General features: G+C 75.9%; 1 protein-coding gene (cut by both window edges). It reads right to left on the reverse strand.

Every position in this 16,531-nt window falls within one protein-coding gene, locus AC07GB_RS27580, for an amino acid adenylation domain-containing protein, read on the reverse strand. The gene is 22,104 nt long; 1,393 of those nucleotides lie to the left of the window and 4,180 to its right, leaving coding positions 4,181–20,711 in view — codons 1,394 (partial) to 6,904 (partial); the first complete codon in reading order (the gene reads right to left) occupies positions 16,527–16,529. The start codon and the stop codon both lie outside this window.

Below are 16,531 nucleotides of genomic sequence, written 5' to 3' on the forward strand. Positions count from 1 at the left end.
AGCGCCGTCACCCGGGCCCCGTGCTCAAGGGCGGCGATGCTCGCCACGCCGTACGCGCAGCCCAGGTCCAGGACCTCGCCGCCGCTTTTGCCCGCGTACGCGGCGAACTCCTGGGAGTACGGGATCAGCCGCTCGACCATCACGCCGGTGCGGTTCAGGGTCGCGACCATACCGCCGAAGTCGAGGGCCGCCGCCGCCTTCAGGTCCTCCAGGACGTCGTGGTCACGGGTGACCGGACGCGCGGCCGAGGCCTGGGGTGCCGTAGGCGTCAGCGGTACCAGGGACACCCGCGGCCGGTCGGCGGCGGGGGACGTGTCCGTGGCGTCGATGCGGTGCGGTACGTCCGCCAGGTCACGCAGGACGACGGGCTTGCGCGGCTCCGGCGCGGGCGCCGGGACGGCGGGGGCCGGGAGGGCGGGGGCCCGCTCGGCGGGGGCCGGTTCCTGCGGCTCGGCACGCACCCAGTAGCGGTTCCGCGCGAACGGGTACACGGGCAGCCGCAGGCGCGTCACGCGGCGGCCGTCGGGCCGGGCGACGGCGATCGGGACGGTGTGCCCCGCGACGTAGCCGCGCGCGACCTCGACGAGGGCGGCCCGCCGCGCGGCCGGGTCGAGACCGGTGTCCCGGGCGCTTTCGGCCGCGTCCCGGAGCCGGTCGGCGTCCTGCGCCCGGGCGGTGAAGCCACGGGGCACGACGCCCTCGAAGCAGGCGTCGGCCAAAGCGGTCCGCGAGCGGCGCCAGGCGCGCCAGAGGGTGTCGGCCTCGTCGAGGGAGCCCACGACCAGGGCGCAGCGGTGCCGGAAGTGGTGACGTCCGGTGAGGAGCGTGGCACTGAGCCGGGGCAGGTCGGCGTCCGTCAGGGCGCCGCTCGCGATCCGGTCGAGCAGGGCGTCGACGCTCGCCTCCAGGGCCGCCCCGGTCTTGGCGGAGACGGGCAGCAGGTAGGCGGGCCGGGCCGGGGCCGTCACGGCCTGTCGGCCGGTGTACTCGCGGACGACCACATGGGCGTTGGTGCCGCTCATGCCGAACGCGCTGACCGCGCCGGTCCGTTGACCGCGGGGCGGGGCGGGCCACTCCTTCGTGGCCTTGTTGACGTAGAAGGGGCTCGCGCTCCAGTCGATGTACTCGTTGTCGCGCTCGCAGTGCAGGCTGGGCGGGATGGCGCGGTGGCGCAGCGCCTCGGACAGGCAGACCAGGCCGACCAGGCCGGAGGCGGCGAAGGTGTGGCCGACGTTGGGCTTGGTCGAGGTGAGGGCGCAGAACCCGCGCTCGTCGGTGTGCCGGGCGAAGGCCGCGCGCAGCGCGCCCACCTCGACCGGGTCGCCGAGCTTCGTGCCGGTGCCGTGGGTCACGACGTAGCCGATGCCGGCCGGGTCGATGCCGCCGCGCTCGTGGACGGACTCCAGGAGTTCGCGCTGGGCGTCGCCCGAGGGGGCGGTGATGCCGTTCGTCCGGCCGTCGTAGTTGAGGCCGCTGGCCATGATCACGCTGTGTACGGGGTCGCCCGCGGCCTCCGCGCGCGCCAGCGGACGAAGGACCAGGGCGGTGACCGCTTCGCCGGGGACCATGCCGTCGGCGTCCTGGTCGAACGTGGCGCACCTGCCGGAGGCCGACAGCATGCCCGCGTCGCTCATGGCGGCGAGGGCCTGCCGGGTCAGGACGAAGTTCGCCGCCGCGACGACGGCGATGTCGCACTCCCCCTGGAGCAGGCTCGCGCGCGCCTGGTGCAGCGCGACCAGGCCCGACGAGCAGGAGGTGTTGACCGCGAGGACGGGCCCCTTCAGGTCGAGGAAGTACGACAGGCGCGCGGCGAGGACGCCGTCGTGGTTCGAGGTGAGGTTGCCGCCCGCGCCGTCGAGGAGCTGGTAGTCGCCCTGCTCCACGCCGACGAACACGCCGACCTTCAGGCCCTCCAGCTCCTGGGCGCCGAGGGCGGCGTCCTCCAGCGCCTTCCAGCACTCCTGGAGGAGGTGGCGCTGGCGCGGGTCGAGCGCGCGCGCCTCCTTCGGGGCGATCTCGAAGAACGCGGCGTCGAATTCGTCCGCCCAGTCGATGCTGCCCATCCACCGGTAGGGCTCGGGCGCTCCTTCTGCCCGCGGCGGCGTCGCGCCGAAGCGGGCGGGCGGGAGTTCGCGGACGAGGTCCTTGCCGTCGGCGAGCGCGGCCCAGAAGGCGTCGACGTCACGGCAGCCGGGGAAGATGCCGCTCATGCCGATGACGGCGATGGCGTCGGCAGCGGCAGTGGGCCGCTGGGCCTCGGCATCCGCCGGCGCCGCGACGAGCTGCTCGACGGGTCCGGGGGCCTCGACCGGGTCGACCGGCTCGGCCAGCTCGACGCCCGGTTCGTCCGCCAGGTGGTCGGTCAGGCGCCGTACGGACGGGTGGTCGTACAGGACCGTCGGCTGGAGCGGCGTGCCGAGGCGTTCGGCGAGCCGGTGGGCGAGCTGGGTGAGGCGGATGGAGTCCAGGCCCAGGTCGTGGAAGCCGCTGTCGTCGTCGAGCTGGTCCACGGGGGACTTCAGGACGTGTGCGACGACCCCGCGGACCTCGTCGGCCAGGGCCGCGCGCCGCCGGTCGTGCGCCACAGCCGACTCCGGGGCGAAGGCCGGCTCCCCCGCCAAGGCCGACTCACCCGCGAGGGCCGGGCCCTGTGCGGGGGCCGTCGGTTCCGGGCGGCGCGGCGCGGGCGCGACGGCCCGCTCGGCCAGGTCCCGGGCCCGCTCGGCGGGCGCGTGCAGGACCAGGGGCGCGGCCGGGCCGGAGCGGTCCGCGAGGAGCCCTTCGAGGACGGCGAGCGCGGTGTCGGCGGTGAGGGGCCGCTGGCCGCTGGCGGCCAGGTACGCGGTGAGGTGGTCGTGGTCGGCCGCGCGCTGGGCCGCGGCGCCCATGCCGCCGTCCTCCCACAGCGGCCAGGCCACGGCGAGCAGCCGTCGCTCGCCGCGCTCGGCGAGGGCGCGCGCGTACGCCGCCTGGAAGCGGTTGGCGACCGCGTAGTCGCAGCTGCCGAAGTCGCCGAGGGTCGCGGAGCTGGACGAGAAGAGGCAGACGAATTCCGCGGCGCGCCCGGCCCGGGTGCGGGCGAGGGCCCGTTCGAGGGCGAGCGTGCCGTCCACCTTGGCGGCGAGGACGCCGAGTGCGCTGTCGCGGGTGGAGTCCGTCACGGCGAGCCGCCGCGCCGTGCCCGCGGCGTGCACGACGCCGTCGATGGCGCGCAGCGCGGGCGGCAGGGTGCTGAGCGCCTCGACGAGGGCGTCCTCGTCGGTGACGTCGGCGCGGCGGCAGACGACCGTGCCGCCGTGCTCGCCGAGCCCCGCGGCCCAGGTCTCGTCGGCGGGGCCGAGCGGCGAGCGGCCGAGCAGGACGAGGTTCGCGCGGTAGGCGCGGGCCAGGTGCTCGGCGACGCGGCGGCCGAGGCCGCCGAAGGCCCCGGTGACGAGGTAGGTGCCGCCCTCGCGCAGGGCGCCCGTGCTCCGCCCGGTGGTGTCGGGCAGGCTCCGCACCTCGCAGACGTGGCGCTGTCCGCCCCGGTAGAGGGCTGCGGCCTTCCGCTCCTGTCGCTGCTCGGTCAGGAGCAGTTCCGCCCAGCGGACCGGGGTCGCGGCGCCCTCGTGCAGCACCACGCGCAGCGCGGCGCCCGGGAGCGGGCCGGACAGGGAGCGCTCGTAGCCGATCAGGGCGTCGAGGGCCGCCTGGCTCACGGCGTCGTCGAAGTGGCCCGCGACGAGGATGTCGCAGTCGGCGCCGGTGGCGGCGACGGCGCGTACGAGCACGCCGACGTCGGCCAGTTCCCGCAGCGGCGGACGGCCGTCGGCGCGCTCGGTGGGCCACAGGTAGTGGAGGGCGTCGAGCGGGCCGTGGGCCTCGGTGACGGCGACGAGTGCCCGGGCCAGGGCGCGCTCGTCGGCGGGGTCGACGCGGTACACCGGCAACGCGGCGGCGATTGAGGCCTCGTCACGGGCGGGCTCCGGGGTGCCGGTCCTGGCGACGAAGACCAGGCGGGTGCCGGGCGCGTGCCGGAGGGCCGCGGCGCGGTAGGCGTCCTGGGCGGCGGGGTCGGACAGGAAGGCCACGACCACGCGCCGGGCGGCGGCGTCCGTGACCGCCGCGGCGTCGCGTGCCACCCAGCGCTCCTCGAACAGGCGGGGTGCGACGGCGTCGTCCGCCACGGGGGCCGGGGGCTCGGCGCGCAGCCAGAAGTGCTGCTCGTCGAACGGGTAGGCGGGCAGGCTCAGGCGGCGCGGGCGCGGCCCGTCCGCGTACAGCTGCCGCCAGTCGACGGGCTCGCCCGCCTCCCAGAGCCGGGCCGCCTTGTCGAGCCTGCGCTCGGCGAGCCACTGGCCCACCAGGGCGCGCCGGTCGTCGTCGTCCAGAACGTCCAGGACCTCGCGGGGGGCGGGCGCCCGCCCCGGCGCCTGGCCGGCCGCCTGCGCGGGCGCCGCATCGCGTACAGCGAAGTCCTCCAGGGCCGCGACGAGTTCGGCCACGGAGCCGGCCGCGAACGCCTTCCGGCAGGCCATGGCGGTGCGCCCGACCTGGAAGGTGAAGGCGACGTCGGCGATGTGCGGCGGCTCGGCCTCGTCGGCGAAGTGCCGCGCCAGGTCGCGGGCGTACCGGCGCAGGGCGTCCGGCGTCCGCGCCGACAGGGGCACGAGGTGCGGCCCGGGGAGGCCGTGGCCGTGGCCCTCGCGCGGCGGGGCCTCTTCGAGGACGGCGTGGACGTTCGTGCCGCCGATGCCGAAGGAGCTGACGGCGGCGCGCAGCGGCTCTTCCGCGGCGGGCAGCAGCGGGGTGAGCCGGTCGACCACGTGGAACGGGGAGTTCTCGAAGTCGATCTGCGGGTTGGGCGCCGCGTGGTTGATGGTCGGCGGCACCGTGCGGTGACTCAGGACGAGGGCGGACTTGACGAGGCCCGCGAGGCCCGCCGCCGCGTCGAGGTGGCCCAGGTTCGCCTTCACCGAGCCGATGCCGCAGAAGCCGGTGGCGCGGGTGTGGCGCCGGAAGGCCTCGGAGACGGCGTTCACCTCGACGGGGTCGCCGATGACGGTGCCGGTGCCGTGGGCCTCCAGGTAGCGGACGGACTCGGCGCGCACCCCGGCACGCTCCAGGACGGAGGCGATCAGCTCGCTCTGGCCTGTGAGGCTCGGCGCGTAGTAACCCGCCTTGCGGGCACCGTCGTTGTTCATGCCGACGCCGCGTACGAGGGCGTGGATGTGGTCGCCGTCGCGCACCGCCGCGCGGGCGTCCTTGAGGAGGACGACGACGGCTCCCTCGCCGCCGACCATGCCGCGGGCGTCCGCGGCGAACGGCTTGCAGTGCCCGTCGGGTGACAGCGTCATGCCCTCCTCGTAGAGGTAGCCGACGGTCTCCTCGCCGTACATCGCGCAGCCGCCGACCAGGGCGTGCGTGGTCTGGCCCGACTGGATGCCCTGGCAGGCCAGGGCGAGACCGGCGAGCGCCGACGAGCAGTTGCTGTGCACGAACAGGCTCGGTCCGTGCAGGCCGAGCCGGTGCGACACGGTCGTCGGCACGGTGCCGGGCTGAGCCTGGAGGAAGCCGACGAGGGCCTCCGAGTCGCGGCGGGCGCCGGGGCCGGTGACGGGCGCCTGGTAGAGGGAGTTGGCAGTGGACATGTACACCGCGGCGTCGGCGATGTCCTCGGGCAGGTACGCGGCGTCCTCGACGGCCTTCCAGGCGTGCTGGAGCAGCTGCCGCGCCTGCGGGTCCATCAGTTCGGCGTCGCGCGCGGAGACCTGGAAGAAGGCGTGGTCGAACAGGCCCTTGCCGCGCATGCTGGCGCGGACCGGCACGTGTGCCGGGTCCTGGATCAGGCGTTCGTCGACGCCGAGGCGGCGCAGCTCCTCCGGCGGGCACAGCTCGACGCTCTCGGTGCCCGCGACGAGGTTGCGCCAGAACGCGCGGTGGTCGTCGGCGCCGGGAAGCCCGACGGAGACGCCGATGACGGCGACCGCGCCGTCGAGACCGGCGGGCGGTTCCGGGGCCGCCGGTGCGGTACGGGGCGCGTAGTCGGTCCGGGGCGCCTCGTCGGTGCGGGCCTCGACGCCCGGCCGACGCTCCGCTCCGGTGTCAGCGCCGAGGTCCGCGCGCAGCCGGGCGGCCGTGCCGGCCGCGTCGACGCAGCCGAAGACGTCGGCCGACGTGAAGGGCACGCCGAAGCGCTCGGCGACGCGGTGGGCGAGCACCACGGCGAGCACGGAGTTGCCGCCCGCGTCCAGGAAGGCGTCCGTGGGGCGGAGCCCGGCGACGCCGAGCACGTCCCGCCACAGGGCGAGTACGTCACTGTCGCTGACGGCACCGGCGTCACCGGCGGCACCGGCGCCCGGGATGCCCGGTCCTGCCGGGCTCCGCTCCGCGGCGGGCTCCTCGGGCAGGGTGATGGGCCGGCGCGCCAGCGCGAGCCGGTCCACCTTGCCGTTGGGGGTCTGCGGCAGCCCGTCGACCGGCAGGACGAAGGCGGGCACCATGTACGCGGGCAGGGTCCGGCGCAGGTGCTCGGTCAGCTCGCGCGCGGTGGCGTCGCCGCCGGTCCAGTAGGCGACGAGCTGGGTGGCGCCGGTCGCGGGCTCGGCCCTGGTGACGACGGCGCACTCGCGCACGGCCGCGTGCCGGGCCAGGGCGTGCTCGATCTCGCCCGGCTCCACGCGGAAGCCGCGCACCTTCACCTGGGAGTCGATGCGCCCCAGGCACTCGATGGCGCCGTCCGCGAGGCGCCGCGCCAGGTCGCCCGTGCGGTACAGCCTGCCGCCCGGCGTGAAGGGGTCGGCGGGGAACCGCTCGGCGGTGAGCCGGGGCTTGTTGAGGTAACCCAGCGCGAGCCCGTCGCCCGCGACGCACAGCTCCCCGGGCACCCCGACGGGAGCCGTGCGGCCGCGCTCGTCGAGGATGTGGATCCGGGTGTTGTCGATGGGGTGCCCGATGGTGACGCGGCGGCCCGCCTCGACGCGGGCGACCGTGGACCACACGGTCGTCTCGGTGGGCCCGAACAGGTTCCACACCTCGCCGCCGAGCGCGGTGAGGCGCTCCTTGAGCGTCTCGGACAGCGCCTCGCCGCCGCACAGCACGCGCAGGCCCTCGGCGTTGGTCCAGCCCGCGTGCAGGAGCATCGTCCACGTCGCGGGAGTCGCCTGCATCACGGTGGGCCGCACGCGCGCGATCAGCGCCGCGAGCCGGTCCCCGGAGCGCGCGGTCGCCGGGTCGCTGAGGTGGCACTCGGCGCCGGTGACCAGGGGCAGGTACAGCTCCAGGGCGGCGATGTCGAAACTGTGCGTCGTCACCGCGAGGACCCGGTCGCCCGCGCCGAGGCCCGGCCGCCGCGCCATCGCGCACAGGAAGTTGGTGAGCGCGCGGTGGGGCACCACGACGCCCTTCGGCAGGCCGGTGCTGCCGGAGGTGTAGATGACGTACGCGGGGTCGTCGCCGCCGGGCGCGGCCGTGCCGCCGGCCAGCGCGTCGGCCGTCGGGTCGCAGGCCGGGTCGTCGAGCAGGAGCAGGCGCCGGCCGGCCCGGTCCAGGGCGTCGCCGCGCCCGCGCAGCGCGGTGTCGCTGACCAGGACGGCGGGCGCGGCGTCGGCGAGGATGTGGGCGATGCGGTCCTGCGGATAGTCCGGGTCGAGGGGGATGTAGGCGCCCCCGGCGCGCAGGGTGGCGAGCAGCGCGACGACGAGGTCGACGGAGCGCTCCAGGTGGACGGCGACGAGACGGCCCGGCCCCACGCCGGCTCCGCGCAGACGTGCGGCGAGCTGCCGCGTGCGCTCGTCCAGTCGCGCGTACGTCACGGACTCGGCGCCCGCGACGAGCGCGACGGCGTCCGGAGTGCGCGCCGCCTGTTCGGCGAACAGCTCGTGGACGCACCGGTCCGGCTGGGTGACGGCGGTGTCGTTCCACTCCACGGTGAGGGTGCGCAGCTCCTGCGGCGAGGCGAGCGGGCAGTCGTCGAGCGCCTGTCCCGGGTCGCCGGCCGGGGCCGACTCCAGGAGGTGGACGTACTGGCGCAGCAGCCGGTCCACGGTCGCGGCGTCGAACAGGGCCGGGTCGTACTTCGCCTTGAGGGTGTAGGCGTCCTCGGTGGCGTGCGGCTCGACGACCTCGATGACGAGTTCGTACTCGCCCTCTTGGTGGACGCCCTCGACGTGGCGGACGCCGGGGGTCCCCGCCGTCACGTCCTCGTGCCAGTCCTGGTACATGAAGGCGTGGCGGAACACCGGCGCGGAGCCGTCGGCCGTGCCCAGGCCCAGCTCGCGGACCAGCGGGCCGAACGGGTAGGCGTGCGCGAGGGCGTCGAGGAGCGTCCCCTGGACGTCGGCGCACAGCTCGGCGAACGTGGCGCGCCCCGACATCCGGCTGCGGACGGGCACCATGGTGACGAAGTGGCCGACGGTGGCGTCGAAGCGGCCCGCGGGCTTGGTGCTGACGGGCATGCCGACGACGAGGTCGTCCTGCTGGGTGTACTGGCGCAGCAGCACCTTGTGCGCGGCCAGGAACACGGCGGAGGGGTAGACGCCCCGCTCGCGGGCGAAGCGCGCGACGCGGTGGCCGAGGTCCGCCGGAAGCCGCAGGGCCTCGGTCGCTCCGTGGCGCCCCCGGTCGGGGGCGGAGCGCGGCCGGTCCGTGGGGAAGGCCGGGGCGGGCGGCAGCGCGGCCAGCTGTTCGCGCCAGTACGCGAGCCGGGCCGCGCCCTCGTCACCGGCCAGCAGGGCGGCCTCGTCGGCGACGAACTCCGCGTACGGGGCGTGCTCGGCGCTCGGAAGGGCGGTGCCTCGGTAGGCCGCCAGCAGGTCCTTCACGAGCACGACGGCGGAGGCGCCGTCGAGGACGAGGTGATGGGCGTTCAGGAGCACCCAGGCGTCCGTGCCCTCGGCGCCGCGGAAGACGCTCAGCCGGCACAGCGGGCCGTTCTCCAGGTCGAAGGGTTCCCGGGCGTGCGCGCGCAGCCGTGCGCGCACCTCGTCGGGGTCCGTCGCGGTCAGCTCGTGCTCGGTGACCAAGGGCCGCGCGACTCCGGGCCGGGCGAAGACGAGCCGGTCGCCGTCACGTCGTACGACGGCCGCGAGGAGCGGGTGGCGGGTGCGGACGCGGTCGAAGGCGGCGCGCAGGGCCCGGAGGTCGAGGCCGGACACCTGGAAGCACAGCGGCACGTTGTACACGCTCGACTCGGGTACGGACTGCTGGAGGCTCCACAGGCCCCGCTGCCCTTCGGACAGCGGGTGCGGCACGAACGCTTCGGTCCCGTCCGGGGCTCCCGCCCCTCGCGGGCGTACGTCGTCGAGGTGGGCGGCCAGGGCGTCGACGGTCCGGTGCTCGAAGAGCGCGGCCGACGCGAAGTCCGCGTACAGCTCGCTCCGCACCCGCCGGGAGAGGCGGACCAGGCCCATCGAGGACACGCCGAGGGCGGCGAACTCGCGGTCTGTGGCCACCTCGTGGGGCGCGCCGTCCAGCTCGTCGGCGAGCGCGGCGCGCAGCCAGGCGCGCACGTCGGATGTGGTGCCGCCCTCGGGGCGGGGGGCCGGCCGCACGGTCGCGGGCTCCTCGGTCCGGACCGGCGCCACGTGCGCGTGGTCGCTCTTCCTGGGCGCGTACCAGTGGTCGTGCTTGGCGAACGGGTACGTCGGCAGGCTGACGCGGCGCGGCGGGCGCCCGGCGTACAGCGCGTCCCACGTGACGTCCGCGCCGGCCAGCCAGCTCCGCGCGGCCGCGTGCGGGTCTCCGGTCGCGCCGCCCGCCGCCGATGGCCGCGTACCGGCGGCGGTGAGGTCGGCGTACCGGTCGGGGCCCGCGACGCCGTCGGCGCTGAACTCCGCGAGCGCGGTGGCCAGTTCGGCGGTGGAGCGGACGACGAGGGCCAGGCGCACGGGCAGTTCGTCGCGGCCGGTCTGGAGGGTGTGCGCGAGGTCGCGCAGCGGGATGGGGCGCCGCTCGCGCTCCGCGTCGCCCAGGTGCGCGGCCAGGCGCCCGGCCGCCGCGCGCAGCCGCTCGGGCGTGTGCGCCGACAGGGGGACCAGGCAGGTCTCGTCGGCCGTCGCCCCGGTGGGGCGTGCCTCGCCGTCGGCCATGTCCGCTGTGTCCGCCATGCCCTCGTATTCCTCGATGATCAGGTGGGCGTTCGAGCCGCCCGCGCCGAAGCAGGAGATGCCCGCGCGCCGCGGCAGGGGGCGGCCTTCGGCGTCGACCGGCCGCCAGGGGGCCAGCTCGCGCTGGACGTGGAACGGCGACTGCTTGAAGACGATGCCGGTGTTGAGGTCCTCGGCGTTGATCGAGGGCGCGAGCGCGCCGTGCCGCAGCTGCATCAGGACCTTGGTGAGACCGGCGATGCCCGAGGCGCTCTCGCAGTGGCCCAGGTTGGACTTGAGCGAGCCGACGGCGCAGTACTGCCCCGGGCGGTCACCGGCGAAGGCGCGGCTGAGCGCGGAGATCTCCAGGGAGTCCCCGAGCGGCGTCGCCGTGCCGTGGGCCTCCACATAGCTGACCGTGTCCGGGGTGACCCCGGCCCGGGCCAGGGCGTGGGTGACGACGTCGCGCTGCGCGTCCAGGCTCGGCGTGCTGTAACGGCTGGTGCGGCCGCCGGAGTTGACGGCGCTTCCCTTGATCACGCCGTAGACGTGGTCGCCCGCGGCCACCGCGTCGGCGAGCGGCCGCAGCACCACGGCCCCGACGCCTTCCGCCGCGAGGAAGCCGTCGGCGTGCTCGGAGAAGGGGCGGCACCGCTCGCCGGACGACAGCAGGCCGTGCTCCTGGAGCACGTCGAAGTGGTCGGTGCCGAGGAGCAGGTTGACGCCGCCCGCCACCGCGCAGGCGCTGTCGCCGGAGAGCAGGCTCTGCACGGCCAGGTGCAGGGCCGTGAGCGAACCGGAGCAGGCCGTGTCGACGGCCACGCTCGGGCCCTGGAAGTCGAAGAGGTACGAGGTGCGGTTGGCGATGGACGAGTAGGCCGTGCGCCCGTTGTACGTGGCGTTCATGACGCCCACGAACACGCCGACGCGGCCGTGCCGGGCGAGGGCCGCAGGTGTGTAGCCCGCGTCCTGCACGGCTCCGTGCGCCGTCTCGATGAACAGCCGCTCCTGGGGGTCCATGGCCGCGGCCTCGCGCTCGTCGATGCCGAAGTACGCGGCGTCGAAGGAGGCCACGTCGTCGAGGAAGCCGCCCCAGGGGCGCTCCCGGTCCTGCCAGTCGCACCACCAGCGGTCGGCCGGGTAGGGCGCGGTGGCGCTCTGGCCGCGGGCCAGGTTCTCCCAGAGGCGCGCGGGGCTCTCGGCGCCGGGGTAGCGCCCGGCGAGGCCCACGACGGCGATGTCGGCGGAGTGCGGCTCGGCCCCGCGCCGGGCCTCGGGAGCAGGCCGTGCTTCGGGAGCGGGCCGGGTCTCCTCGGCCTCGGCCGCCGGCGCCCGGCAGCTGTCCTCCAGCGGCGGGGCCAGGGTCTCGGCGAGGCGTGCGGCGTGCGTCGTCACGAAGTACGCGGCCACGTCCCGGACCGTCGAGTGGTCGAAGAACAGCGTGCTGCTGAGGTCCTCGAAGTCGCGGCCGAGGGTGTTGTTGAGCTGGACCACGAGGATGGAGTCGAGGCCGAGGTCGAAGAGGTCGGCGTCCACGTCGAGCCGCTCGGGGTCGAGCTTGAGCGTCTCGGCGACGAGGCCGGTGACGTACGCGACGGCCCTCTCGGCGAGGGAGGCGGGCGCCTGCCGAGCCGGCGCGCCCGGGGAGGGGGCGCCGTCGAGGCCGAAGAGTGCCCTCAGCTCCGGGCGCCGCCGCTCGACGAAGTGCTCCACCAGCTCGTCCAGCGTGCGCAGTTCGAAGAACAGGGTGCTGCTGACGTCCTCGAAGTCCCGGGCCACGGCGCTGTTCATGCCGGACACCAGGATGGAGTCGAGGCCGTAGTCGTGCAGGTCCTTGGCCGGGTCCAGCTCGCCGTCCGCCAGGTGCAGGGCCTCGCGCAGCAGCCGCTCGAAGTAGTCGGCCGTACGGGCGCGCAGTACGCCCTCGTCGTCGGTGGAGGGCGCCGCCGAGGCGGCCACGGGGGCGGTGGCGCGGAGCACGGGCCGGTCCTGGGAGCCGTCGGCCGTGCGGAAGCGGCCGTCGCTCTCGGCCACGAGCAGCATCTGCCCCAGCGCGTGGGCCTCGGTGTCCGGCTGGGCGCCGGTGCGGAACCCTTCGTCCTCCAGGACCTCGCGCCAGCTCTCGGCGGAGAGCACCGGGCTGCCGGGGATGCGCAGGGCGGCGTCCCGGTACAGCCACCAGCCGTCCAGGAGGCCGAACGTAACGTGGGCGAAGAGCGTGTTGCGGCTCATCTCGTTGAGGAAGAGCAGGCCGCCCGGCCGCAGGGTCGCCTTGACGTTGCGCAGGGTGCGGGCGATGTCGGCGGTGGCGTGCAGGACGTTCGTGGCCACGACGACGTCGAAGCCGCCGAGGTCGACGCCCTGCGGGCCCGGCGCGTGCTCGGCGTTGAAGATGCCGGTGGTCAGGTGCGGGTAGCGGGGCTTGAGGCGCTCCTCGGCGCGGAACAGGAACGCCTTGGACAGATCGGTGTAGTGGTACTCGGCGATGCGGTCGCCGAAGGGTTCGAGGGCCTTGAGGACCTTGACGCTGGTCGCGCCGGTCCCGGCGCCGACCTCCAGGACACGCAGCCGCCGTGCCGGTTCGGCCGCGCCCCAGGCGCGTACGGCGTCGGCGAGGACCACGCTGAGCTGGTCGTTGAAGTAGTCGACGACGGGGTCTCCCCGGTAGACGCCCTCGACGCGGGAGAGCGAGGAGCCGGGGAAGAGGATCTCGGTGCCCTGGCGCGCGCCGGCGACGACGTCCGGCAGGGCCTCGAGGCAGGACTCGACCAGGTCGGCCTGCGCGCGCTGGTTGGCGCCCGTCTGCCAGCCGTCGCGCTCGGCCCGCCACTGGCGCCACAGCGCGGCGCCGTCCAGGTTCCCCGCGGCGAGGGCGGGCCCGGCCTCGGCGAAGAGCCGGTGGCTCTCCTCCAGCCAGCGCTCGTACCGGGGCAGGACGCGGTGGCCCGTGCCGCCCGGGCGTGCGGCGCCGAGGTCCCGGAGCGTCACGTACAGGAGGTTCAGGGTGAGTTCGCGCATGCGCGGGTGCGGCAGGAAGCGGCGCAGCCGCTCGACCTCGCCGTGCGGCGGGCGGTGCGCGGACACCACGGCGTCGCGCACGGAGGGCAGGGGCTGCCGGTGCCGGCCCTGGTGCTCGGCCAGGGCGAGGCCGCGCAGCGCCTCGTCGCCGAAGGTGCGCATCAGCGCGACCTGGGCGTGCTCCCCCGCGAGGAAGGACTCCAGGGCGGCGAACGCCTCGTCGGGGTCGAGCGAGTCCACTCCCGCGGCGGCCATCCGCTCGCGGTAGAAGGCGTCGCTGACGACACCGGCCACGCCCCAGTAGCCCCAGTTGACCGCCTTGGCCACGGTGCCCTGGTCCAGGGCGTGCGCGAGGGCGTCCTTGAAGGTGCATCCGGCGGCGTAGTTGGCCTGGCCGGGGGCGCGGACGAAACTCTCGACCGAGGAGAAGAACAGCAGGAAGTCCAGCGGCTCGGCCCCGAACACGTCGGCGACGCGGACGCCGACGTCGACCTTCGACGCGAGGGCGGCGCGGAAGCGCTCCTCGTCCATGTGCGCGAGGGTCTTGTCGGCGAGGACGATCGCCGAGTGCACGACGCCGTCGATCCGCGCGTGGTCCCGCTTGACGCGCGCGTGGGCGGCCAGCAGGCTCGCGTGGTCGCGGGCGTCGGCCTGGAGGTAGGAGGGGGCCGCCGCTCCCGCCGCACGGGCCCGCTCGGCGAGGTCGGCGAGGCGTCGCCGGACCTCGCCGGTCAGGGGGCGCCGCCCGATCCACACGATCGTGGCCCGGTACCGGTCCACCATGTGCCGGCTCCACAGCTCGCCGATGCCGCCCGCGCCGCCGACGACGACGTAGACGCCGCCGTGCCGGTAGGGGGCGGTGGCCGGTTCCAGGGCGGTGGTGGGCAGCAGTTCCTGGGAGAACCAGCGGCCGCCGCGCAGGGCGAGCGTGGTGCCGGGCCGCACCCCGGTGAGGTGTCGCTCAGCGCCGATGTGGTCGCCGACGCGGTCGCCGGAGTCCGGGTGCGGCAGGTCGACGAGGTCGATCGTCCAGCGCGTGTGCTCCTGGGCGAGGCTGCCCGCCAGGCCGTGGACGCTCGCGTGCGTGGCCGCGACCGGGTCCTGTGCGCGGACGCACTGGGTGCCGAACGTGTAGAGGGACCAGGCCAGTTCGCGCGTGCCGTGGCCGAGGGCGAGCAGGGCCTTGACGGTGCGGAAGACCTCGATCGCGCCGCGCTCCTGGCCCTCGACCATGCCGTGGGAGGTCTCGGCCGGCGCGACCCACACGACATGGGCGATACGGCCGTCGGTGGCGGCGCAGGCCGTGCGGATCAGCCCGGCGATGTCGTCGACGGACGCGCCGTCGGGCAGGTCGACGCGCTGGTGGCCGGGGTGGAGCGCCGCGAGTTCGGCGCGCAGCCTGCGGTCGGCGTCGAGGACGAGCACCGCGCCGCGGGCGGCCTGCGGGGCAGGTGTCTCGGCGGGGTGCCGGGGCTCCCACACCGGAAGGAGCGTGCGCAGCCGTGAGGCGCGGTCCTCCCCCGGCGGGCGCTCGGGCTCCCGGCGCTCGGGCGCGGCGAGGGCGCGGTAGGCGAGGCCGCGCAGCGTGGCGCAGACCCGGCCGGCCGGGTCGAGGAGGTCGATGTCGAGGACGCGTTCCGCCGCGGTGGAGCGCCCCTGCGCCGGGCGCACCCAGGCGTACATCGTCTCGCCGAAGGGCGCGTACGCGTCGAGCCGGTCGAGCGCGAAGGGCACCCGCGTCGCCCCGTCCGTGGCGGTCGCGGACGCCGCGCCCGTCGGGGAGTCGAAGGCCGGGTCCAGGCCGAGCGAGGCGTGCACGGCGGCGTCGAGGAAGCTCGGGTGGAGTGCGTACGCGCCGGACGTGGCGCGCAGGTGCGCGGGCAGCCGCAGCTCGGCGAGCACCTCGTCCTCGCCCCGGTGCAGGACGTGCACGAGGCGGAAGCCGGGGCCGTAGGCGACGCCCGCGCGGGCGATGTGCGCGTAGACGTCCTCGCCCTCCAGGGGCCGCAGGCGCAGCCGGTCGCGCAGGGCGCCGAGGTCGACGCGGGGCTGCGGCGCGGCCGCCTCGGTGGTGGCGCGCCCCTGGACGCACAGCTGGTCGCCGTCCGCGAGGAGCGCGAAGCCCAGCGGTCCGGAGGGGGCCGTGTCGTCGCGGGTGAGCGTGAACTCCACCTGCCTGCCGCCGTCGCCCACGACGACGGGGCGTGCCCACGTCACGTTCTTCACGACGGTGCGCCGCCCGGCCGTCTCCGGCAGGGCCTGGCGCACGGCCGTGCAGGCCATCTCCAGGCTCGCGACGGCGGGCAGCAGCTTCTTGCCGTCGACGACGTGGTCACGCAGGACGTACTCGTCGCCGGAGAAGGACGAGCGGTAGCGCTGCCCGTCGAGCGGCGACACGTTCTCGTGCAGCAGCGGGTGCGCGGGCGGGGCGGCGGTGGCCGCGTCCGGGCGGGGCGCGGCGCCGGCGCGGGCGTGCGGCGCGCGGGCCGGGTACGGGTGGGGCACCGGCGCGAAGGCGTACCCGGGAAGGCTCACGCGGCGGGCGGGCCGCTGCCCGGTGAGCGGGCTCCAGTCGGCTTCGGCGCCGCGCGCCCAGGCCTTCGCCGCCTTCTTCAGTTTGCCTTCGGCGAGCCTGCGGGCGAGCTGCGCGGTGCGCTTGCGGGTGGCGTCGCCGTCGGCCGCCGCACAGCCCGCGGCGGGTCCCGCGAAGCGGCGCGCGGTGTCGTCGTCGTCCGGTGCCTGGACGAACGCGTCCAGCTCGGCGGCCAGTTGGCGCAGGTCGCGCACGACGAACGCCACGCGGCAGGCCATGGCGACCCGGCCGACGCGCAGCGTGTGCGCGACGTCGTCGAGGCGCAGCGCGGCGGCGCGGGGCCCGGTCAGGTGCCGGCGCAGCGCGACGGCGGCGCGCACGAGGTCGTCGCGGGTGCGGGCGGACAGCGGCACCAGCTGCGGCGCGCCCTCGCCGTCGGGGCGAGCCGGCGCGACGGCGGGGACGTGTTCCTCGAAGACGGCGTGGGCGTTGGTCCCGCCCAGGCCGATGGAGCTCTGCGCGGCGCGGCGCGGCCCGCCGTCCGCGGGCCAGTCCCGCAGCTGGTCGACGACGTGGAACGGCGAGGTGTCCAGGCGCAGTTGGGGGTTGGGCTCGCGGTAGTGGAGCGTGGGCGGGAGCTGCCCGTGGTAGAGGCTCAGGAGCACCTTGAGGGCTCCGGCGAGCCCTGCGGCGGTGTCGAGGTGGCCGAGGTTGGTCTTCACCGAGCCGATGCCGCAGTAGCCGGTGTCGTGCGTGAAGGCGCGGTAGGCCTCGGTGAGCGCGGCGACCTCCACGGGGTCGCCGAGTTTCGTGCCGGTGCCGTGGGCCTCGACGTAGCCGATGGTGCGCGGGTCGACGCCGGTGCGGTCGAGGACCTGCCGGATCAGCCGGGACTGGCCGTTGACGCTGGGGCTGT

It is taken from the genome of Streptomyces sp. NPDC045778 (assembly GCF_056431945.1).